Consider the following 24,134-nt stretch of genomic DNA (forward strand, 5'->3'; position numbering starts at 1 on the left):
AAATCAAGTTCATTTTTTTATAGTTTATTTCCGACATTGATTCGGTTAATAGCACGCTGTAATGCAATCTTAGCACGACGCTCTTGGTCAATCAAGTGTTTGTCTTGCGCTTCTTCGATTTCACGTTCTGCACGAAGTTTGGCACGTTCTGCACGGCTAATATCGATATCACGAGCACGCTCAGCTGAGTCTGCAATAATAGTAATGACATCATTAGCAATCTCAATGATTCCTCCATTTACTGCAATCCAGTTGACATGAGATTCATCATCAACTCGTTTAACTTTAACTTCATCAACTGCTAATACCGCAATCATATTTTGATGTCGTGGCAAGATCCCCATCTCACCATCCAGAGTTCGAACCGATACAAAGCTGGCATGGTGATCATAGACGAGGCCATCTGGTGTCACGATCTGGACAGTTAACTGAGCCATAGATCACCTCTTAAAATCCCATTTTTTCAGCCTTAGCAATAACATCTTCGATTGAACCTACTCCACGGAAGGCATCTTCTGGGAGATGATCGTGTTTTCCGTCAAGAATTTCCTTAAATCCACGAACTGTTTCCGCTACAGGAACATAAGAACCTGGTTGACCAGTAAATTGTTCCGCAACGTTGAAGTTTTGTGAAAGGAAGAACTGAATACGACGGGCACGAGCAACCAAAGTCTTTTCTTCATCAGAAAGTTCATCCATACCAAGGATCGCAATGATATCTTGCAATTCATGGTAACGTTGAAGGACACGTTTAACCTCAGCAGCAACTGCGTAGTGTTCTTCTCCAACGATTTCAGGTGCCAAGGCACGTGAACTTGAAGCAAGTGGGTCAACGGCTGGATAAATACCCAATTGAACCAATTTACGTTCCAAGTTTGTTGTTGAATCCAAGTGGGCGAAGGCTGTTGCTGGCGCTGGGTCAGTATAGTCATCCGCTGGCACGTAGATAGCCTGGATAGAGGTTACAGAACCTTTCTTAGTTGAAGTGATACGTTCTTGCAATTGACCCATTTCTGTTGCGAGAGTTGGTTGGTAACCAACGGCTGATGGCATACGACCCAAAAGGGCAGATACTTCTGAACCAGCTTGTGTGAAACGGAAGATATTGTCAATGAAGAGAAGAACGTCTTGGCCTTCTACATCACGGAAGTATTCAGCGATTGTCAAACCAGTAAGGGCAACACGCATACGTGCTCCTGGTGGCTCATTCATCTGACCAAATACCATGGCTGTTTTCTCGATAACGCCTGATTCTTTCATTTCCCAATATAGGTCGTTCCCTTCACGAGTACGTTCCCCAACACCGGTAAATACTGAAATACCACCGTGTTCTTGGGCAATGTTATGGATCAATTCTTGAATCAAGACAGTTTTACCAACTCCGGCACCACCGAAGAGCCCGACCTTACCACCTTTAAGATATGGGGCAAGAAGGTCGATAACCTTAATCCCTGTTTCGAGGATTTCTGAAGAGGTAGACAACTCATCAAAAGTAGGTGCTTTTTTATGAATTGGCTGACGCTCTGCGTCTTCTCCAAAAGGAGCTTCCAAGTCAATGGTATCTCCCAAAACGTTGAAGACACGTCCCAAGGTTTCTTTACCTACTGGTACAGAGATTGGACGACCTGTGTCCAACACTTCCATTCCACGAGTCAAACCATCTGTTGATTCCATGGCAATGGTACGAATCATACCATCCCCCAACTCTAAGGCTACTTCAAGGACGATTTTTGTTTTCTTTTCGTCATTTTTGTAGACGACAAGTGCATTGTTAATCTCAGGTAGTTTTTCACCTGCTGCAAACAAAACGTCTACAACGGGTCCGATAACCTGAGCAATTTTACCTGAACTCATCTCCTTCTCCTATTCTATATAAGATACTGTCGGTTCCTAGTTTTGCTAGGTCCTAAGTTCATTGATATGAGCAGGATGGCTTTATTCTAAAGCGCTAGCTCCTGCCACGATTTCTGTGATTTCTTGTGTAATCGCCGCCTGTCTGGCACGGTTATACTGGATTGTCAAATCATTAATCACTTTTTTTGCATTATCAGTCGCTGTTTGCATGGCTGTCATACCAGCAGCATTTTCAGCTGTCTTGGCATCAATAATAGCACCATAAATCATACTTTCTGCAAACTGAGGCAATAGTTGATCCAAGATTTCTTCACGACTTGTTTCAAGGTCAAATGTCAAGCTATAGTTATCATCTGCTTCATTTGGATCCAAGTCCACGATTGGAAGCATCTGCTCCACACGCATTTGACTTGTCAGTGTATTCACGTGGTGGTTGTAGCAAACATAAAGCTCATCAAAAAGTTCGTTTTGATACATTTCAATCGTTTTTGTAATAATCTTACGAACTTCATCAAAGCTTGGTTGGCTTGCAAGTCCACGCAATTCATAGATTGGTTGAATACCGCGTGATTTGAAGAAATCGGCTCCCATACCACCAATACAGATGACTTCAAAATCATCACCTGAAGGATGGTATTCTTGCTGAATTTCCATGACAGCTTTTAAGATTGAAGAATTATATCCTCCAACAAGACCACGGTCAGATGTAATGACGATATAGCCTGTTTTTTTGACGGGGCGACTGATCAACATAGGGTTAGTTGATCCGCCTGCACCATCTCCGTGGAGGATGTCTGTAACTAGTTTACGCACTTTTTGTGCATACACTTGGAAGTTACGAGCTGCTTCTTCAGAACGACCTAACTTAGCTGCAGAAACCATCTGCATAGCGTTAGTAATTTGACTAGTATTTTTTGTTGAGGCGATTTTTGTTTTAATATCATTTAGAGATACTGCCATCTGACACCTCTATTCTTATTGGAAGCTTGATTGATTGAGAAACTCAGTAATCGCAGCATCCAAGACTGCTTCATCTGGCAAGTCTTTTGTTTCACGAATGGTTTCCAAAATTTCAGGATGTTGAGCATCAAAGAACATATGGAACTCTTCTTCGAAACGAACGATATCGTCTACAGGAATTGTATCCAAGAAACCATGTGTTAAAGCATAGAGAATAGTAACTTGTTTCTCAACAGGTAATGGTTTGTGAACAGGTTGTTTCAATACTTCTACAGTACGACGACCACGGTTCAATTTAGCCTGAGTAGCCGCATCCAAGTCAGAACCAAATTTAGTGAAGGCTTCTAACTCACGGTATGAAGCAAGGTCGATACGGAGTGTACCAGCAACTTTCTTCATGGCTTTAATCTGAGCAGAACCACCAACACGCGATACAGAAGAACCCGCATCAATAGCCGGACGGATACCCGCATTAAAGAGACTATCACTTAGGAAGATTTGTCCATCTGTAATAGAGATTACGTTTGTAGCGATATAGGCTGAGATATCTCCGGCTTGTGTCTCGATAAACGGAAGGGCTGTGATAGATCCTCCACCCAATTCATCCGAAACTTTAGCTGAACGTTCAAGTAGACGGCTATGAAGGTAGAAGACATCCCCTGGGAAGGCTTCACGACCTGGCGGACGACGGAGCAAGAGAGAAAGTTCACGATAAGCTACCGCTTGTTTAGATAAGTCATCATAAACGATCAAGACATGCTTACCTTGGTACATAAATTCTTCCGCCATAGCAACCCCTGCATAAGGTGCAAGGAAAAGCAATGGTGAAGGTTGTGAAGCTGACGCTGTCACGACGATTGTGTAATCCAAGGCTCCGTACTGACGAAGTGTTTCTACTTGTGTACGAACTGTTGATTCTTTTTGACCAATCGCTACATAGATACAAATCATATCTTGACCTTTTTGGTTCAAGATTGCATCGATAGCGATGGTAGTTTTCCCTGTTTGACGGTCACCGATAATCAACTCACGTTGTCCACGACCGATTGGAACAAGGGCATCAATAGCTTTCAAACCAGTTTGCAATGGTTGTGATACTGATTTACGTTGCATAACCCCAGGAGCTGGTGCTTCAACTGGACGAGTTTTGTTTGTGTCGATTGGACCAAGCCCATCTACTGGACGACCAAGTGGATCCACGACACGTCCAATCAAGCTATCACCAACTGGAACTTCCATGATTTTCCCTGTACGACGAATAGTGTCGCCTTCGCGGATATCTGTAAAGTCTCCAAGGATGATGATACCAACATCTGTTGATTCTAAGTTTTGCGCCATACCATAAGAGCCGTTTTCAAAAATCAACAACTCTCCACTCATGGCATTTTCAAGGCCATGAGCACGCGCAATTCCGTCACCGATGTAGGTTACAACACCAGTTTCAGTCACATCAAAATTGGGTTTGAAATTTTCAATTTGTTGCTTAATTAAAGCGCTGATTTCTTGTGCGTTAATTGCCAAAAGAACACCACTTTCTATTTCAAATTTTCCTTAACAACTTTAAGTTGTTGTTTAATACTAACATCAATTGTCTTGTGATTGGCGATAATAACAAAACCACCGATTAAACTATCGTCGATTTCTTCTTTAATGCTACGCACTTTTAAAGACATCTTTTTCTCTATAATTGGAAGCAAACGTTCTTTTTGTTCATCCGTTAGAGGATGAGCAGACACAATCGTTACTTCAAAACGATTCGTTTCTCTCTCAAGACGGTTTAAACAATCTACAATCACATCATAAAAAAGATTTGATCGATGATTATACAACAGAACTTGAATGAAGTTTTGTAATAATGGCGATGCAGAATCTTGGAAATAACTGACTGTTTTTTCCTTGTCAGACTCATCAACATCTACCTGAGCCAAAAAAGAAGGCAAGTCTGTTTCTTCAGCGACTTGCTTAATCTGGGTCAAGTCTGAGAAGATAGAATCTTCTTCTCCTTTTTCAATCACCAATTGGACAAAAGGCATGCTGTATTTTTCAATTACCTTTACTGTCTTTTTGTCCATTAAGCTTCTCCTAGCTGATCAATATACTGATCAATGAGTTCTTTATGGGCATGACCGTCAAGGTTTTGTGAGATGATTTTTCCAGCTAGACTAACTGTCAAATCTGCTACCTCACCTTTAACGCTTTGTAAAGCCTCAGCTTTATTTTGCGCAATTTCTTGGTTAGCTTTTTCTTTCAAGCGACCAGCTTCTAGCTTAGCTTCAGCCAGAATATCTGATTTGCTCTTTTCAGCTGTTTCCTTTGCATTCTCGATAATCGTTTTAGCTTCGGTACGGCTACCTGCTAGCTCAGCCTCTCGCTTACTTGCTAGTTCCTCAGCCTTTTTACGAGCTTCCTCAGCACCATCAATATCTGAAGAAATCTTTTCAGCACGTTGATCCAAAATACTGGTAATATTTCCCCAAGCATATTTCTTAACTAAAAAAATTAATAAAAGGAAGGAACCAGCGATAAGAATAAAGTCACCGATAATGGTACTAATAGTTAAATCCATCTTCTAATCCTCCTCTACTTACTCTTCCTCACCATTTACCTTTTTACCAATGTACATAGAAGACAACATGGTAAATACATACGCTTGAATACATGAAATGAAAATTGAAAAGGCTGTCCATAACATGTTTGCAATAAAGGCAAAAGGATACCAATAAAAGGCATATTGTGACAAGGCTAATAACAATCCTGCCAAGACCTCACCGGCGAAAATATTTCCGTAAATCCGAATCGCCAAGGAGGCAAAATTGGTGAACTCTTCTAAAACGTTCATCGGAGTCATAAAGCCAGGAGTAACAAATGCTCTCAAATATTCTTTAACGCCTCTACGACGAATTCCTTCTACATGGGCGATCAAAGTGATCAATAAGGAGAGGGATAAATCGTATCCAAGGTTGGCTGTTGGGGAAGTCCACAAGTTATAACCGTTTGTTGTTTGTACTTTTGCCATTAAGCCAATATTGTTGGCAACCAAGATAAACAGAAATAGAGAGAACAAGAACAAGGAATAATCCTTGATATATGAATCTCCAATGTTTGGTTTTGTAAAACCAATCACAAAGTCATAAATCATCTCAAGAGCATTCTGTTTGCCCTTTGGACGGATGGCCATTTTACGACTTGCCCAGTAGACAAAGGCAAAAACCATCAAAACAGTTACAAGAGACATGGCAAGCAGGGTCAAATCAAAGGATATTGGTCCAATATTAACGGTTGGATTCAAACTTTCTTCCATGGTTTGACACCTCCATTTCTAAATAGAGTTGTCTATTTGATAACGAATGACATCGCCAAGGTTACAAAGAAAGTTCCTTCGATAAAGGCAATCCCCATGATCATCAAACTACGCAATTGAGGGATGATATCTGGTTGGCGTGCTGCAGATTTGAACAAACCGTTCATCAAAAATCCTTCTGCAAGAGATACACCCATACAGGCAAGACATAGACCGAAAAATGTTAAATTCATGACGAATTCTCCTTTTTTAAATTAAATTTACTTCCCTAGTTTAGTCCTAAAATTTGCTTTTGTCAACTCTTTACTAGCATTGAAAGCGTTTCTAATCATTTATTTCTATTTTTATGATTTTCAAGACAATTATATAGAAAATTTTAATGTCTTTTCAGGTTATTTTTCTTATCTTTCCTATTTTTCTGAAAAGAAAAATCCAAGTTTCAAAACCTGGATTTATCGTTTCTTATTTAAAATAATAGGAATGGTGGCTCTGGCAAGCTAGATTAAAGAGTGTTGCACAATAAGGACAGCTCCCCTTTTCTCTATACTCCTCATAAGTTAGGTTCTTCTTACAGGAACCACATAAGATAGGTTTATCCTGTTTAAGTCTTAAAGGATAGGGAGAAAATGTGTGCTCCTCTAGCGCATTGTGACACTGATAACAGGCATAGTATTTCTTACACTCATTACACTGGAGCGCTACGATATCTTTATCACTATGGTAATGAACACATCTGCTTTCATCATCTACTAGTAATCCATGAGCTTGAACCATTGACTTTCCTTATCTAGGCACGAACTGTAACGCTTGTTCCATCTTCTTTGTAAAGATTAATCAAACCTTCTTTCAAAGCACGGACCATATCACCTGCTTGTACTGGTTGTGGAACCTTGATAGTTAAAAGTTCCATTGGATTTGGTGCACGGTCAATCTTGTTACCTTTGGCATCATGAAGGTCTTCGATATAAGTTTCAAAATGGCGGAAACCTGGGCCATAAAACTCAACTTGGTCTCCTTCGTTGATAACGTTACGTTGGCGAATAGTTGCTGTTTGCGTTGCATCATCATAAGATACTACTTCAGCAACAAACTTGTATTCTGGAATCTTACGACGAGCACCGAACAGTTGTTCGTTTTCAGATGGTGTTCCGTAATAGAAACCTGTAGCCAATTCACGTTGAGCTACCTTCCACATTTCATCAATCAAGTCTTGCTTGATAGCTTCAAACTTTTCAGGACTTTCAAGGTAGGCATCAACGGCAGCCTTGTAGCAGTTTGTCACTGTTGAAACATAGTGGATAGACTTCATACGACCTTCAATTTTAAGACTGTCCACACCATTTTCAATCATATCTGGGATATGGTCAATCATAGACATATCAACCGCAGACATGGAGAACTCTTCAGGAATTTCTCCCTTGAGACTCTTACGCTCTTTACCAAATGGCATATCGTAAAGGTCATATTTCCAACGGCAAGATTGTGAACATCCACCACGGTTGGCGTCACGCATACTCATATGGTTAGAAAGCGTACAACGACCAGAGTAGGAAATACACATCGCACCATGTACGAATGCTTCGATTTCCACATCTGTACGTTTTCGGATTTCTGCCAGTTCTTCCATGGAAACCTCACGCGCCAAAACAACGCGAGTCAATCCAAGTTCTTTCCAGAATTCAAGAGTTTCATAGTTGGTCGCACTAGCTTGTGTTGAAAGGTGGATTTCAAGTCCTGGTGCTTCTGTTGCTGCAATCATGATTAAGGCAGGGTCAGAAACGATAACCGCTGCAATACCAATATCACGCAACTTACGGAACCATTCTCCGGCACCTTCTTCATTTCCTTCGTGCATAACCATATTAGCAGCCACATATACCTTAGCTCCATACTTAGCCGCGAACTGAACTCCTTCTTCCATTTGTTCGAAAGTGAAGTTACCAGCACGGCTACGTAGACCATAGGCCTGACCACCGATAAAGACAGCATCTGCTCCGTATTGAACAGCTACTTTTAGTTTTTCAAGAGTTCCTGCAGGTGATAGAACCTCAGGACGTTTCAAAGTTTTTGTCATTTTTTCTCCTATTTGCAATATAAAAGTTTGACACCAATCTTAACTATTTTATAGTAAACAGGGTTCAAAATCAAGCCTTGAATGATTGTTTAGACAATTTTAATTTTCTTGAAAAGCTAAGCTCAACGAACTGTTTCTATTTGCCAAGCACTCCAACCTTTAAAACGAATGGCGCCCTTTTGATTCGTTTGGTATATCGAATTCCCAAGTTCTTGGTTACTTTCCCCATTTTTTTCTTTGAATTTTTTCTTCTTGTCTACCGAAATGACCGTGATTTTAGGGTGTACATTTTTGAAGATTTCGATATCTGTCTTTTTCTTCGATGCTTGCTGATGAGTTATTACTACATCTGCTTGGAGTTTTGAGGAATGACTCGTCAAGAACTTTTCCTCTATATTTCCAGTAACTAGAAAGGTTTGGTTTAGTAACTTTCCATACATTGTAATTGAATCATTTTTATCCTTATTTTGAGTTTCGATTACTTCCAAACTACTCCCAAAAACAAATAAGCTGTCTCCTTTTTTAATTGAACGTAGGTTGACTTTTCTCTCCTTCAGCTTATCCATAAATTCTCTTTTAGATAATGTTTCTTCAGTTACTAGGATCTCTTCAAGCTCGAAGGCTTTACTCATTTCTAACACATGATCTAACTGCTTAGTATCACTAGTCGTTAAAACCAGCTGATCAATCTTGGCCACTCCTCGACTTTTCAGATAAGGAATTAAACTACGTTTGGCATTGCTGGTAATAGCTTTCTCCTGCCAGACTTCTTTCTTTTCAACTGCTAGCTTTTCACCAACATCCAGTAGTATGGTCTTTCCTGTCATGTCTCTTAGGAAAATGCTTCGTCCCTGTTCCATATCTAGGACTGTGATTTCATTTTCTAGTGGATGCTTGGTTACTAAAAAGAGTGAGATGGCAACTATAACAAGTATAGATATTTTTTTCACATTCTTTCGATAGTCGTAGATGAGAGCTAAAGTAATCAAAAGAAGGATTAAAATCCAAAGACTCGGCTGACCAAAAACAAGAGGTCTCGTAGATAGCTGAGAAATATATCGTATGATGTTTTCTAGCCATTCAAATAGAAAGTTGAACTGGGTGATGGGATATATAAATGACAGACAGAAGAGAATCGATAAGAGTGGTAACAGAACCATATCAAATAATAATGAAAAAGCAAAGGTCAAAAGAATGGACCACGGTTGAAATTCAGAAAAGTAAAAAGATAAAATTGGCAGAATTCCCAAGGAAATAATACAACTCTCTCTAATCAAACCTTTTATCCCTGCTACTTCCTCACCAGTCATTGTCAGAATAAAGGCATACGCACAGGAAAGAACTCCCCCAGCAGTTAAGAAAAAGTTCGGTATGATTAAAAATAGAATAAGAATCGTTAAAGCAAAATTATCCAGTGACTTAAAGCCATGCTGAGCCAATAGCTTTTGTAGAAGACTACGAATAACTGAAGCTGAAAATCCTGTCAAGCCTGCATAAAACAAAGAAAAGGGATAAGTTAGCCATTTGAACTTCTCTTGTGTCAAGCCCAATCGCAAGAGTGACTTTTTAAAAGCATCCATGAAAAATCCCACTTGCATTCCAGATAAAGCAAACAGGTGAATAATCCCTAGACTGGAATAAAGTTCGTTCATTTCCTCAAAGTCTGTATCTAAGTGTCCCAATAAAAGACCTGTCATATAGTTGCGCATGGGGTCAGGAAAATTCCGTTTAATCCAGACAACTGCTTTTCTTCGCAAACTAGATAGATTTTCTCCAATATCCCAACTGGAAATTTGCTTTAATTCCACAATTTCGGATATGGTTAAGGTCTGATAAATTCCTTGCGTTTTGAGATAGTTTCGATAATCAAAACCCGCAAAATTACTGGCTCCTTGAGGACTAGCTAACTTGCCTTTCACAACCATTTCATGCAGATCAGACAACTCTTGATATTTTTCCTTTTCAGCTTCTGACTGGAGTTTATAATAAACCTGAAAGAGTCTGCCCTCAGCCTTGCCACGAAAAGATAAGCTATCTCCATTTACTTTGATGGTATCCGGTAATATTCGCACTGTATCAACCGTGTCTACAAGATTCCGATTGGCTTCTTCTTGCTGCCATTTTTGAAAAATAAACCAACTCCCAAATATGCTGCAAATCAAGAGGACCTTGGTTACCGTCTTCCATGGAAATTGGAAAAAGAGGCAGACTAGTAAAAAGACAAAGCCCAAAAGTGCTAAGAAATTTGCTGAAAAGATTGCATAATAGAGCCATAGCAAAAGAAAACTAAGATAGATTTTTGGAATTGGAAAGCGACTAATCCACTGTAACATACTCTTTTAACTTTTCTATCGTTTTTGCACCAATACCAGAAACCTTTTTGAGCTCATCAACTGACTTAAACTTACCGTTGGAATCACGATGGTCAATAATATCTTGAGCACGTTTAGCACCTAAGCCTTTGACTTGTTTCAGTTCCTCTAAACTGGCTTTATTGAGATTGACTTTCTTATTTTCCTTGCTGTTAGAAGCATTTGATTGTGTTGCTTGACTGGTAGCTTCTTCCTTAGTTGGAACATAGACAAGTGCTTCGTCACTAATTTTCTGAGCAAGATTGATAGATTTATTGTCTGCATTATCTGTCAGTCCACCAGCTTTTTGAACAGCATCATTGATACGACTTCCAACTGGCAAATCATAAATCCCTGGTGTTTTGACAGCCCCTTTGACATCGACAGTAATCAGATCTTGCTCCACTACTTCTTCCTTCTGATTTCCATCTTCCTTTTCATCCGTCGAATCCTTTGGAACAGCTATAACTTCAGACTGCAAATTACTTTCCTTAGCAGGTGTTTGAGCGACTGGTTTTAGGAGGAAAAATCCACCCAAGACCAAACCCAAACTAACACAGATAACGATAATTTTATATTCTTTGATTTTCTCAATAAGTTCTTCCATATTTTCTCCTCTCTTAGCTTATTCGTAAGAGAAAGAAAAAACAGCTGAAAAATCTTTTCAACTGCTTACTTATTTGCAAAATAATCCTCCTTGGTTAAAATGTAATGTACACGTGTTACAATTCGTCCTGGTTCTTTATAGTCCATTCTAGCATATGGTTCTTCGTGGGAGAAGTGCATACCTGATTTCTCCATGACTTTTCCTGACGCAGGATTATCCTTATCGTGAAGGGCCGTCAACTTATTCATCCCAATCTTTTCAAAAGCCAGTTCAATTACAGCTCTGTTGGCTTCTGTCGTCAAACCTTGATTCCAATATTTTTGATGGATAATATAACCAATGGCTGCCTTCTTAAGAACAGTGTCCATCTTGTGCAGGTCAATAGTTCCGATAAACTCTCCAGTACTTTTTAGTTCAATTCCCCATCGCCCCAAGGGATTGGCTAGATAAAACTGGGCAATATTATTCTTGGTTTCCTCTAAACTTTGATTGGTTGGAAAAGTATAGCGTGTATTTTCTATATCTGAGGCATACTCAAACATAGCTTCTGCATCATCGAGCGTTACTGGTCTAAGCACTAAGCGTTCTGTTTCGATAATTGGATGCTTAGCTAGTTTGATAAATAGTGATTCCATGATTACACCTCCGAAAATAGGTTGCTAAAAGAATAGCATAAAAGAAATAGGTTTACAAGTTTTTCATGTGAATAATGAAAAAAACACTTCTTTCAAAGATATTTTCTAATTATAAAAATGTTACTCTCTTAGTTTCATTCATAAACTTCCAATTATTGTTACCTATTTTCCAAATAAATCTTTAGTAATTAAGGGTAATCCTCCAAAACCTATAAAGCCTGTGTTCCTATCGTCAAAATAAAACTATTCCACCACTACCAACCACATTTTCAATATACTCGCTATTTTCAGCTATTATCTTTGAAAAACCTGACTGTAAAAAAGTTGTAACTTCAAGTCCCTCTGGCAACAATAATAAATGAGCCGTTTGTTTTGCTAGCAAGATTGAAACAATATCTGGAACAGACTCTCTACCTAATATTTGAATTCCACCAAAAAATTTCACTTTATGATTTTTCGTAATCATAATCTCATCAGAATAAATTGAATTTCTAACTTCTAGGTGTTGCTTTTTTAGCAATTTCCAAAGTTTATAATATTGGATTATTCTAGTATTATCATTAAAGCAATCATCTCCTAATACTAAATATAGATTAAATTTATTTTTAGTTGAATAATCATATAATTGCGAAATCAAATACTGTAAATACTCCTCTCTTCTTCTATAGTCACCAATAATCTCCCATCGTCCCGCATAGATATTAAATGCGAATGTAAAGTGAAGAAGAGAAGAATCTATATTGGCATCTTCATAAATAATCACGCAGCTTGTCCCTCTCTAAATTAAGTTTATTTTCTAAAAGCTTAACAAAAAATACAAGGGAAATCAATAATTTCCCTTGCCTTTTAAAGCGGTTTCATATACAATAAAGTCATCACAAAAACTCTGAAGAATGATGTGATACATAAATTGAAACAGCGTGATAGAAAGTGAGTTATCCTATGCTAATTGGAATTCCAAAGGAAATTAAAAATAATGAAAATCGTGTTGCTTTGACACCTGCTGGTGTACAAAGTCTCGTTGGTCGTGGCCACCGTGTCCTTATCGAAACAAATGCTGGACTAGGATCTGGTTTTACTGATGCTGACTATGAAAAGCAAGGAGCAGAAATTGTCGCAACTGCTGCTGAAGCCTGGGCTGCAGAATTAGTTGTTAAAGTCAAGGAACCGCTTGCTAGTGAGTACCAGTTCTTGCGTGAAGATTTACTTCTCTTCACCTACTTACACATGGCAGCTGCTCCAGAATTGGCTGATGCTATGCTTGCAGCTAAAACAACTGGTGTTGCTTATGAGACTGTCCGTGATACTCAAGGACAACTTCCACTTCTCGTTCCAATGAGTGAGGTTGCTGGTCGTATGGCTGTCCAAATTGGAGCCCACTTCTTGACGAAACAAGCTGGCGGTTCAGGAGTTCTACTCGGTGGTGTTCCTGGTGTTCCTAAAGGAAAAGTAACCATCATCGGTGGTGGTGTCGTTGGTACACACGCAGCTCGCATTGCGCTAGGTTTGGGAGCTCAAGTAACCATTCTTGATATCAGCGCTAAACGCCTCTCTGTCCTAGAAGATGTCTTTGGTCACCAAATCCAAACCCTGATGTCTAACCCATTTAATATCGAAGCAAGTGTACGTGAAGCAGACGTTGTGATCGGTGCTGTCTTGATTCCTGGTGCCAAAGCTCCGAAATTGGTGACAGATGAAATGGTACAACAAATGCGTCCTGGTTCTGTCATCGTTGATGTTGCTGTTGACCAAGGTGGTGTTATAGCGACAGCTGACCGAGTGACAACTCACGATGAACCAGTCTATGAAAAACACGGTGTTCTTCATTATGCGGTTGCTAATATTCCTGGAGCAGTTGCTCGCACATCTACGATTGCCCTTACAAATGTGACTCTTCCATATATCGAAGCCTTGGCAGGAAAAGGATTTAAGAAAGCTATTTCTGATGATGCTGGTTTACGTGAAGGAGTTACAACTTATCAAGGTATCCTCACTAGCCAACCAGTTGCAGAAGGCTTGGATCGTGACTTCACTTCAATCAGTGAACTTGTCTAAAATGATTTATAAATTTAAACTACAAAAATAGAATGCTACGTAAAAACTAGCTTCTAAATCTTAAAAACGAGCATTTCCGTTCTTGGAGATGCTCGTTTTCTCATGTCATGGTTTATAATTTAAATTTTGGTAGACTCTATTTTCTAATCAATGTGATCACTATTTGTCAATATTAATCCTTTCAATCAATTCATTAGTTATCTAAACTAAGTCCAATAAATCCAAAAAAGGTATCAATAGTAAAGTAAACTAAATAATTGAGTTATAAATGGCTATTTTCACAAAACTGTTTCATTATCACACTAGCTAATCTCAGTACATAAACCATTTTTTTATCTATAGGTTTTGTCTTAATCTTGATCTTTTTTCTTCAATCCAAGAAGCGCTCCTACTATAAACAATATTCCCGCAATGAATGGTGTAAGAACTTCGCTAACTGTTCCAGTTTTTGGCAACCTATCAGAATTGTTAGTAGTTGATTTACTATCGATATCGGTATATTTATTAGCTATGCTGTCTTGTTCATTAAGATAAACATCCTTCTTAATTTCAAAGTTTTTATCATTTTTATCAGGAACAATACTGTTGACATCATTAGTTGAATCAGATTGTGTTTTTTCTTTCTTTTTGGATACATCAAAAGTAGGTTTATTTTCCTCCTCCTTTTTCTCCTCTATTTTCTTGAATACAGGTTTTATAAGGATATCTTTTGACACATTAATAACATAGCCAACGTCTTTTTTCCCTTCGACACCAGAAATTTCCCAGCCATCAAATTGATATCCTTTTTCTAATTCACCCTTATAGGCAGGTAAAATGAAATCTTCTTCCGACACTATCGTTGAACTCATTTCTTTTCCATTTTGAATGGTCACAGTCACCGTATGAGCTTTTAATTCGCTCACCTCTCCCGTATCTTTGTTTAAAATGAATTCTTTTACGGTCGTATTTCTTGCAAAATCTTTTACAACAATCTTAATGTTTAGTGTCTTATCTGTTAGTTGTTTAATATCATCAAATGATTTATATTCTTTTCCATTTACATAAATATGTTTGTCTTGAATCTCACCATCGAATCCATTATTTCTTTTATCATTGATGTTAAAGACTACAGATTTTCCGTCAGCATATTCAATACTAGTATTTCCCTTAGGATCAATGTTTACTTCGGGTTTGACATTATCATATAAAAATTGATAGTGTACTCCAACCGCTTTCGCATTCAAATCGCTATAGCCAGTTTTAAGATAAACATTTCCATCCATATCTGTTACCTTATCTGGGAATCCGTTTGCTTTATAGTCTTTCATTCCCCAGTCCATGATGTCACCGTCTTTAACATTAAGCTTAACGTTAAAATCTCTAGTGTTATCAATGTGTAAATCTCCGTAGATTAAATAATTATCTACAACAGATTCATTAACTCTCAACTCCCAGTTAAAACCACCCTTATCAGAAATCTTACCTCTTAAATAAAATTCTGGATTTCGTACATAAATTTTATTAGATTTAGATGGATTAAAGTAGTTCTTGTCCATTGAAAGATTTACTGGTTTTGCATCAATAAATAACGTAGAGCCTTCTTCTTTTATAGCTTCTACATTGGACTTATCCTCTCCAGTGTACTCTTTATCATCTTTACCAAATAATACAAGTTTAGAAGGATCTGTTACAAGATTTCCATCTTTATCGATTGCCTCCCCTTTATCGTTCATTTTAAATCTAAACACTTGATACCTTACAATGTTAAAGCCGTCCAAAGCCGACATTAATACTGATTGAGTACTTCTTCCATCTTCAACATTTCTACTATCAGCATAAATTATTTTTTCTGAAAGGACTCTTAGATTAGGATTGGCCTTTTGTATTTTTGCTATATCTTCCTTGCTATAGACTCCATTTCCTTCTAACATATCCGTTTTTCCAGGATTGTAGGTAGTCACTTTTAGTGCATAGCCTTTTCTCAGAATGATATTATCCTTTAATAGATATTGTTGTTTTTCTGAATCAGAATAGATTTTACCAGATTCCATTTCAGTTAAATTATTTGGTTTGTTCTTTGAAAGATCACCTTCTCCTAATTCTATTACATTCCCATAACTTGATGCATACGGATATTCTGTCTTAGTTTCCTTATTTTTTTCAGGCATTCTAATCTTCGTTTCAGCTTTTATCTGATCATCATCTTTAACAAAGAATCTCATATCTCCTGCAAAAGCTAATCCATCCACAATATCATTAATATTAGCGTATAAATCAAATGTCATCGTTTTTGAGTGGGAATCATACTTGGTCGTTTTGATTTCTATCGATTTATATTTATTACCATAATATACCTTGGCATTTTTAGAAACATTACTTATCTTTCCAAGAATTTCAAAGTGTCCATCTTTAGACGGGCTTAGAACACCATAAATTTTTGATTTGATTTCGTCAAGTTTTTCAGTTTCATATTCTAAGGCACTACCATCGTCATAAGCAATGATATTTCCCTTATCATCGTATTTATAATCGTATTCTTCTGTCCTCTTACCAGTTTCACTTGTAAAGTCATCAACTTCTCTAAATTTCTTTTTAATGAGTTTCTTCAAGTCTTTGCTTTCAAAGTCTCTAATTGTTGAAATCGTTTTATGAATAGTCAAGCTAGATTTTTCTTCGATAGACTCTTCATTGTCTTGATGATTTTCTTCCTCAGTTGTATCTTTTTTAAGACTATCCTCTTTTCTATTTTCTAAATTTTTAAATTTAGATTCGGAAATCTCGCCAAGCTTTTGGTATTTAGATGAATCTTGATCAGGATCTACTAGATAATAGGAAATCATCCCCTTTTCATCAGCATGATCAGCAAATTTAATTCTATGAATCTTTGTAAAATTGCTAGATCCATCTAATGCAATGACTTCAATGATTTTTCCTCTTAAATCTCCTGCACCATTAATTTCATAAATGGTATTTCCATCTTTGTCAAGTTTTCTGTTTCTTCCTTGACCCTCACCTGCATAAGTTACTTCAAGATTTTTCTCAACCTCTCCATCTTCATTAACAAGAGCGGCGCCAGCATACCAAACTTCGTTTGCAATCTCTTCAAATTTTTCAGGATGTTCTTTCTGATCTCTCGCAAATAAAGTTTCATTCTTGTATTGCTCTTTTACCTTGTGATAAGTATCCTTTGTGATCAGCTTAATTTTTTCAGGATTTGAAAAATCAACAGAAACAATCTTAGGTGCTGTGTTATCAATTTTTACAGGAATATAGGAAACTTGCCATGGATAATCTTTAGTTAATCTATATTTAAATTTATAGAAATATTGACCTTCCGCAATCGGTTCAAATTGACCTCTTATCTTAGTAGCAGGATCTTTGCTATCCTTGCTTTCTGGTGCATTTTCTTCTCTACCTCTAGGGTTATAGATGAGTCCATCCCACTTCAAGTCACCCCAAACTTTTAGCTTAGAAGATTTGATTCCCTTTGCATCATTTCTTTTAGAGTTTAAAATTCCTTTAATAAAGTGTTCTCTCGAAATGACTTTTAAGTCAATTTGATTTTCTCCCTCTTTATTTGTATTTACTATTGAAATCAATCCTTCTTCTGCACTTCTTAATACAAGTGGAGAAGGTGTTAATCCTCTCTCAAGTTGAGCATCTTGAGGATTTCCATTTGAATCTAAAGGATAAATTTTAGCAATATTAGAACCACTTGATGATAGTGCGTTGATCCCTTCGTTATTGAAAGCAAATAATTCTGGATTTTGATCTAAGGATGTTGTATTTTTATCTTTTCTATTTTGTATAACTCCTGCTGGATTAAATTTATCTATACCATGTTCTCCACCAATTCCCTTATTTAAGGTTCCTGGAATTTTTGGTTTACCATCATCATCATAACCTTCCATTGTTTTTGATTTTGAACCCTCTTCCCAGGCCCATTTATCAAGGATTGGTTCCTTGTTCCAATCCCCAGCAAATCCCATTAGAGGCATCGATAAAGAAGGTTGGAAATTTGTTTTCTTACCATTGGAGTTTAAAGCTTCCATTTCTTCCACTGACTCAAAATGAATAAATGATTCTACAAATTTATTTTTGTTTTTAGCCTCTCCAACATTTATAACCGCATTTAAATCAAAGCTAGAATTTGGGTCTATAGTGAAAGCGTCATGCTCAAATGTGATATTTGCATCTTTTACTTTCTCTGGGTGAATTTCTGGAACAATTTGCTTACCATCTGGAGATTTTTCATCTTTGTATGTTTCATCCAGTTTTAGTCTATCAGTTAGAGAATCTGTAGTTATCGCTGATGCTGAAACTTTAAAGGTTAAAGGTCTGTTTGATGTATTGTGAAGCTTAATTGTAAAGTATTTTTTATCTCCTTTTATTTCTTTAAGAGAAATAGAACCATAAGAGTTTACCAAACCTTTAGAATCCGTGTTTTTGAAAGTCGCTACGACTTCATTTCTCAAAGCATTGGCAACATTAATTAGCCCTGCTCCCTGTTGTCTAGGTGATGCAAAGTATTGACTTTTTTCTTTCCAAGAAGTCGCATCCATCATAGGTCGTGAAGTATTTTGTAGGGCAATTTTTGTAAGACTTGTAAGATCTATTTTGTCATCTCCCTCAAGATTTTTCAATACAGGTCTTTCAAGCATTTCCTTTAACTTTGGTCTAATCAAAACAGTAGAAGCTGCCACGATTGGAGTTGCCATACTAGTCCCTGACATATAACCATAAGTTGATTTCCCATTAATGACATTGAGAGTGGATTTAATATTTTTACCTGGTGCTGAAACATCCGGTTTTAAAAGTAAATCTATTCTTGGCCCCCAAGATGTGGATCCTGCTGGAACTATGACATCTTCTTTATACAATTCTTTGTCTGTGTCAGGTGCAAACTTAAAGTCAATTTCTTTTTCGTCACCTACATTCGGTTTATTAGAATTATAGCTGGCCATATCAATTGGATAGTATTGCTCCAATTTATCTTTGAAATCTTCCTTACTATTTCTTTTAACCTCAGTTTTTTTATCAGGATTAATCATGTTCCATAGCTTTACACCATCATCTCCTGAAATTGAAAATACTTGACTTTTAGTCCCTTCATCCGCTTCATATCCCATAGCTGGAAGCTCTGTCCAATTATCTCTATTGTAGTAATTGACAGTATTTACAACCATAATGGCACGTGCGCCCTTATCCGTAGCTCTTTTAAAAGCATTTTTCAAATCCTTGGTATAAATTCGATCCATTACTGCAATTTTGCCCTTAAGATCCAATCCTATCAAATCTTGGTCTTGACCTTTGCCTATATATACAAATTTCAATTTACTAGGAGCTTTTGAACCATCTTCATTTGTTATGATTTTATTCTTATCGAAAAAGGCTCCTATATTTCTATATTTAAAACTTTCTCCACCTATGTTAACTTTATCAAACTCAACTGTTTGATTTTTAGCAGAAGCGACCGCTATCGCATCTTCATGTGCTGCAGTTCGCGTTACATTTCCAGTGTCGGTCATTTTCAGATTATTATTTGCCACCAAATCCCATGAAGAACTTGAAGCAGAAGTTGCATAGTTACCCGTAGCTACAACCATTGGAATGCCTGCTTTTCTTAACGCTCTAATAGCTTGCCAATATTTTTCACCTACAAGACCTGTTCCTGTAAAGCCAGATGATACCGAAACAACATCGACATTGTGTTTGATCGAATCTTCAATAGCATGAAACATTGTTTCATCTCCTGCGAAGCCAGATCCTGCGTCAGAGTACATTTTATAAGAGAAGATCTGTGCATTAGGAGCAATTCCATCTATTCCGTTAAAGTTTTTAATATCTTTTTCAGTATCATTTCCCGCAAGAATCCCTGCAATATGCATTCCATGTGGATCAAAATAATCGCTTCCATCATCAGCTTTTTCTACAGTGATTTTACCACCATTATAATAATTGAAAGCATGAGGGATTTTATCACTCAACCAGAAATTTTTATCAGTACCTTTTAAGTCTTCTTTTTTAAATCTCATTGAGTCTTTAGCATCATCATCAATCCTCATAGCCTTATGTCTATAATCTGTCCCGGTATCGATATTTGAAATGACCATACCCCGACCATCAAAGTTTTTCCCAAATGGAGCATTGATAGATTTTAGGTAATCGATTGCCTCCTCAACTCCAATTTCCTTTCTGGCATGATTCATCATAGGTTGGACTTTTTGTGACCTTTCAACCGATGAAATACCTTCTATTAGTTTAATTTTGTCCAGATTATCTGGAGTTGTTTCTATTGCAACACCATTAAAAACCGTATCATAAGTATATAAAACTTTTGTATCCTTAAGATTGGATAATTCCTTGATTGCTTTTTCTCCAGATGCTTTATCTTTAAATTCAGCAATATAGACAAGTTTATCCTCTTTTTTAGGATTCTCTGTTTTTTTATTTACAAATGAGTCCGCACGATCTCCTTGGGATTGATTGGAATCTTCTTTGATTGTTGCTTCTTCATTGCTAGTTTTATTATCTATCTCAGTATTTTTACTAACAACTTCTTTTTCCTCAATAACTGTTGTTTTCTTCTCTTCAGTATCCTTTGAAGTTTCTATAACATTATGAATATCTTCATGTTTCTCTTTATTTTCTGTTTCCTTATCTACTGCTACTTTTTCTTTATCAGAGATAGTTACAGCATCTTCAGAACTAGATGTTTCTGCTAAGACTACCTCGTTAGGGACATATGCTGCTAAAATAACTGCAGCTGTAGTTAATGACAATACTGTACTTTTTTTCATTTTAATTCCTTACATATTTATTTAACTTCCAATAGATAGAAAACTTTAACTTTGCTAGCCTTTGTTATAAAAAGTTTTACTAAGTATTATCTAGGAAATAGAGTAGTACATTTATATATAATTGTTAGCTCTCTGAAAAATAGTATATCAATTAAAAAAATTTAAGTCAAGAAAAAATTAATACAGGTTAATTTTTTTATTAATGTGTGTTAATTTTATAAAATCCAAAGCTTTCGTGGTTAACTGGAATACATTATAAGCACATTCACACCATCAAAAATAGTAGCAATCAAGTTGAACCACTACTAAAACCACCAAAAACTCATTTAAGTTTGGAAGTGAATCTTGCCTACGATATTCCACTAAGTCACGAAGCGAGAATGATTAGCCTCTTTGTGGACAGTATTCCTTGCCAAGTGCTACTGGAAGAAACTTCTCACATTAGTCGCCCTGCCTTTCATCCAGCTATACTCATGAAGATGATAGTGTTCACTTATGCTCGTCAAGAGTTCTCTGGACGTAAAATCGTTCAAATGTCATTCCCATGAAATGGTTGAGCCAAGATACCTGTGTTAGCTATAAAACGATTAATAACTTCCGCTCCAGTAAACATGCCAACAACCTAATCAAAATTGACTAAAAAGTACCAGACGAGCACAGATAATCCAATGAACTGGGAATATCTTGAGGACACGGACCGGTTTATAAAGCGCGATGGCCTAGTTTATTCCTTTAAGAACTACTCTAGTCGAACTGATAAGGATGGCTTTCAACGTGATTTCAAGATTTACGAGGCGGATAAAGTTCAAGATACTCCTGAGTTAGAACAGTTAGCTAAAACAGATAGTGGAAATCAGAAACAAATCCATTATAATCCAACTTGGAATTACTTTAAGGAACTCCTTAAGCAAACATTACATAGTGAAGAAGGCTCTCGAATCTATGCAAAACAGAAAATCGATGTTGAACCCGTTTTTGGTAGATTGAAGAGTGTTTTTGGCGTGCGCAGAGTGCATGTCAGAGGTAAACAAGCTGTCGCAACAGAGATAGGATTCATCTTTATAAGCATGAATCTCACCAAGTTGGCCAAGAATCTAGCCTCTAAAACATCCACTATTCAAAAACCACACAGTGTTTCTTTCAGCTTGATTATATTTAAGACTGGAATCACTGTGTGGTTTTATTTGGAAGCGAGTTTTTGCCAACCTTTTTCTTTATTCTGTTTCTTCTTGGTTTTCTTCAGCTTTGACAGGTCGAGGTTCATAGGCTCTGATAATTTGAGCGACAACTGGGTGGCGAACCACATCCTTGGCTGAGAAATGAACAAAGTCAATTTGGTGAATGTTCTTAAGTTTTTCTTGGGCATCAATCAAACCTGACTTTACATTACGCGGTAGGTCAATCTGACTAATATCCCCATTGACAATCATCTTAGAATTAAATCCAAGACGGGTCAAGAACATCTTCATCTGCATGATGGTTGTATTTTGCGCTTCATCCAAGATAACGAAGGCATCATCTAAGGTACGCCCGCGCATATAAGCTAGGGGTGCAATCTCAATAATTTCTCGCTCCATGAGACGAGTTGTTTGGTCTTTCCCTAAAATCTGATATAAGGCATCATATACTGGTCGAAGATAAGGGTCTACTTTTTCCTTAAGGTCACCAGGTAGAAATCCTAAGCTTTCTCCAGCTTCTACTGCTGGACGAGTCAGGATAATACGCTTGACTTGGCCACGTTTGAGAGCTGTAACAGCCAAGGTCACTGCTAGGAAGGTTTTACCTGTCCCTGCCGGCCCAATACCAAAGGTCACATCGTGTTGTTTGACACTATCCACATAAAGCTTTTGACCCAAGGTTTTAACACGGATAGGCTTGCCTGTATTATCCTTAATAATCTCTTCTTCATAGAGGGCGACAAACTTATCGATTTCATTATTCTTAACCATGGTAATAGCTGTCACTACATCCGGAGTTCCAACGGTCATTCCACGATTGACCAAAACCATCAGGGCTTGAATAACTTGTCGGGCTTCCTCACAAGCTGACTCCTCCCCCAAGACTTGTACAATCTCTGTACGAGCGTGGATGATGACACCTAACTCATCCTCCATCAAACGAAGGTGGCGCTCATTAGAACCAAAAAGATGAAATAAATCATCTGGATGACTAAGCTGAATGTCTATTGAATGTTCCTTCAAATAAAGAACCTCTCTAACTCTTTAATTTCGTTTTATCATTTTTGTTTTCTTTTACGTGAACTAGTCTTCAAGTCCCCACCATCTTGACAATAGGTCACAGACAAAGCTAGTTACCAAATAATGGGAAAATTTCTCATAAAAGATAAACTGAATGACTATATTATAGCAAAGAGGCTGAGAAATTACTATTCCCAACTCCATCTAGTGGTCTTAATGTTCTAGATATTCTTGCCAAATTTGATCAAACTCTCCCATATTAAAGGAAAAGCTAGCATGTTCCTCTAAAAAACGACTGACTTGATCGAAATCATCTGTATGCTTTGGGAAGGCAGACTCCTCAAAAGCCAAATCCGCTAAAATTGCTTTTGAACTATTGCTTTTAGGATTGCGTTCGGTCATGAGCCAAGTATAAAATGATTTTCTCATAAGCCTCCCTAGATTAGTTCCGTACCAAACTGGTCTTGTTTAATTTTACCAGCCTTCATCAAACCACCGAGCGCTTTTTTAAATTGACCTTTAGAGATACCAAAGGTTGCCTTGATATCATCTGGCGCTGACTTGTCATTCAGGGTCATGAAGCCACCATTGCTTTCCAAGTAAGTTAAAATCATCTGGGCATCATTTTCCAACATCTCAAAAGAACGTGGTTTTAGTGAAAGATTGAGTGTGCGATCCACCTCACGGAAGCCAATAACACGTACATCTAACACTTGCCCCAAACGTGGCTCTGCATAACGCTCACTTGGATGGATGAAGCCAAGCATGTTATTTTCTGGCAGGTAAACAAAAGTTCCTGACAACTTGAGACGATAAACAATGGCTGACCAGTTTTGGTTCTGCATGTTATTGTAGGCAGGACGAGCCAATCGTTGGAAATCTTCCTGATAAGCCAATATGCCCCAGATACGGTCCTTCTTGTCCACTTCTAGACGTATATAAAGTTGGTCACCTTTCTTTGGCCAAAGTTCTTTAAGCTCAGGTAGAATATCTAGTGACACAACGATTTCCTTGTCTGGTAATCCCGTATCAACAAAAACCCCAAGATCCTTACGAACCTCTGTTACGGTTCCCCAACCAAATTGGTCCTGAGTTGCAGTGACCTCTATAGTTGTCAAACGTAGTTTTTGCTTCATGTCTGTATAAGCAAAACCTTTGATCGTATCACCAACTGTATGGTGACCTTCTTCTTTAGCTAGAGCATATGTTTGACCATCCTTTTGAACAAAGTAAAAACGGTCATTTTCATCGATGATGAGTCCAACGATAAAACTTGCAATATTTGTATTCATGTTTCCTTCTTTCGAATAAAACTCA

Annotated in this window: 19 protein-coding genes and 1 pseudogene; 2 read left to right on the top strand and 18 right to left on the bottom strand. The window is 37.5% G+C overall.

The features are described from left to right. Positions 1–17 precede the first annotated feature (17 nt). From M1R56_RS05430 to M1R56_RS05495, 14 genes are all read right to left on the bottom strand, one after another. Complete coding sequence (locus tag M1R56_RS05430) at positions 18–437, bottom strand: F0F1 ATP synthase subunit epsilon (protein ID WP_248034878.1); 420 nt, start codon at positions 435–437, stop codon at positions 18–20. 10 nt (positions 438–447) lie between these two features. Further along, on the bottom strand, positions 448–1,854 hold the full coding sequence (gene atpD, locus M1R56_RS05435; RefSeq protein WP_000094353.1) for a F0F1 ATP synthase subunit beta: 1,407 nt from the start codon (positions 1,852–1,854) through the stop codon (positions 448–450). Positions 1,855–1,935: 81 nt separating this feature from the next. Further along, positions 1,936–2,814, bottom strand: coding sequence for a F0F1 ATP synthase subunit gamma (locus M1R56_RS05440; protein WP_045763457.1), 879 nt, complete (start codon positions 2,812–2,814; stop codon positions 1,936–1,938). Between the two features lie 15 nt (positions 2,815–2,829). Continuing rightward, complete coding sequence (atpA, locus tag M1R56_RS05445; protein ID WP_049503616.1) at positions 2,830–4,335, bottom strand: F0F1 ATP synthase subunit alpha; 1,506 nt, start codon at positions 4,333–4,335, stop codon at positions 2,830–2,832. A gap of 14 nt (positions 4,336–4,349) precedes the next feature. Further along, complete coding sequence (locus M1R56_RS05450) at positions 4,350–4,886, bottom strand: F0F1 ATP synthase subunit delta (RefSeq protein ID WP_000359024.1); 537 nt, start codon at positions 4,884–4,886, stop codon at positions 4,350–4,352. Further along, the gene (atpF, locus tag M1R56_RS05455; RefSeq protein ID WP_000366310.1) at positions 4,886–5,380 is read right to left on the bottom strand and encodes a F0F1 ATP synthase subunit B; all 495 of its coding nucleotides are present in this window, start codon (positions 5,378–5,380) and stop codon (positions 4,886–4,888) included. The genes M1R56_RS05450 and atpF overlap by 1 nt, the downstream gene beginning before the upstream one ends. A gap of 18 nt (positions 5,381–5,398) precedes the next feature. Continuing rightward, positions 5,399–6,115 (bottom strand): F0F1 ATP synthase subunit A, encoded by a 717-nt coding sequence (gene atpB / locus M1R56_RS05460; RefSeq protein WP_000392935.1) that lies wholly within the window; start codon positions 6,113–6,115, stop codon positions 5,399–5,401. A 32-nt stretch (positions 6,116–6,147) separates the two neighbouring features. After that, positions 6,148–6,348: a F0F1 ATP synthase subunit C gene (locus M1R56_RS05465; RefSeq protein WP_001054551.1), complete on the bottom strand. Its 201-nt coding sequence runs from the start codon at positions 6,346–6,348 to the stop codon at positions 6,148–6,150. 229 nt (positions 6,349–6,577) lie between these two features. Further along, positions 6,578–6,889, bottom strand: coding sequence for a CHY zinc finger protein (locus tag M1R56_RS05470; protein WP_248034879.1), 312 nt, complete (start codon positions 6,887–6,889; stop codon positions 6,578–6,580). Positions 6,890–6,902: 13 nt separating this feature from the next. Beyond that, positions 6,903–8,189 carry a U32 family peptidase gene (locus M1R56_RS05475; protein WP_049503610.1) on the bottom strand — a complete coding sequence of 429 codons (1,287 nt, stop codon included), beginning with the start codon at positions 8,187–8,189 and terminating at the stop codon, positions 6,903–6,905. Between the two features lie 122 nt (positions 8,190–8,311). Continuing rightward, a complete protein-coding gene (locus M1R56_RS05480; RefSeq protein WP_248034880.1) occupies positions 8,312–10,522 on the bottom strand; it encodes a ComEC/Rec2 family competence protein in 2,211 nt (736 codons plus the stop codon). Further along, entirely contained in the window at positions 10,506–11,147 is a 642-nt protein-coding gene (locus tag M1R56_RS05485) for a helix-hairpin-helix domain-containing protein (protein ID WP_075231238.1), read from the bottom strand. Before M1R56_RS05485 ends, M1R56_RS05480 begins: the two co-directional genes overlap by 17 nt. Before the next feature lie 65 nt (positions 11,148–11,212). After that, positions 11,213–11,782, bottom strand: a complete 570-nt coding sequence (locus M1R56_RS05490) for a GNAT family N-acetyltransferase (protein WP_075231239.1) — start codon at positions 11,780–11,782, stop codon at positions 11,213–11,215. A 232-nt stretch (positions 11,783–12,014) separates the two neighbouring features. Continuing rightward, complete coding sequence (locus M1R56_RS05495; protein WP_248034881.1) at positions 12,015–12,545, bottom strand: hypothetical protein; 531 nt, start codon at positions 12,543–12,545, stop codon at positions 12,015–12,017. Between the two features lie 179 nt (positions 12,546–12,724). Here M1R56_RS05495 and ald point away from each other — a divergent pair, with 179 nt between their 5' ends. After that, positions 12,725–13,837 carry an alanine dehydrogenase gene (ald, locus tag M1R56_RS05500; RefSeq protein WP_075231241.1) on the top strand — a complete coding sequence of 371 codons (1,113 nt, stop codon included), beginning with the start codon at positions 12,725–12,727 and terminating at the stop codon, positions 13,835–13,837. A 350-nt stretch (positions 13,838–14,187) separates the two neighbouring features. On the opposite strand, the gene M1R56_RS05505 is transcribed toward ald, so the two are convergent. After that, positions 14,188–20,619 (bottom strand): S8 family serine peptidase, encoded by a 6,432-nt coding sequence (locus tag M1R56_RS05505; protein ID WP_248034882.1) that lies wholly within the window; start codon positions 20,617–20,619, stop codon positions 14,188–14,190. Between the two features lie 272 nt (positions 20,620–20,891). Between M1R56_RS05505 and M1R56_RS05510 the strand changes: the two are divergent. Next, positions 20,892–21,935: pseudogene (locus tag M1R56_RS05510) on the top strand (transposase). On the opposite strand, the gene M1R56_RS05515 reads toward M1R56_RS05510, so the two are convergent. From M1R56_RS05515 to cvfB, 3 genes are all read right to left on the bottom strand, one after another. Continuing rightward, positions 21,834–22,820, bottom strand: a complete 987-nt coding sequence (locus M1R56_RS05515) for a PhoH family protein (RefSeq protein WP_075229075.1) — start codon at positions 22,818–22,820, stop codon at positions 21,834–21,836. The pseudogene M1R56_RS05510 and the gene M1R56_RS05515 overlap by 102 nt on opposite strands. Before the next feature lie 210 nt (positions 22,821–23,030). Next, positions 23,031–23,246 (bottom strand): YozE family protein, encoded by a 216-nt coding sequence (locus M1R56_RS05520; RefSeq protein WP_248034883.1) that lies wholly within the window; start codon positions 23,244–23,246, stop codon positions 23,031–23,033. A gap of 8 nt (positions 23,247–23,254) precedes the next feature. Further along, complete coding sequence (gene cvfB, locus M1R56_RS05525; RefSeq protein WP_248034884.1) at positions 23,255–24,109, bottom strand: S1 RNA-binding domain-containing protein; 855 nt, start codon at positions 24,107–24,109, stop codon at positions 23,255–23,257. Positions 24,110–24,134 lie beyond the last annotated feature (25 nt).

The sequence above is a fragment of the Streptococcus sp. oral taxon 431 genome (assembly GCF_023115445.1).
GTDB lineage: Bacteria > Bacillota > Bacilli > Lactobacillales > Streptococcaceae > Streptococcus.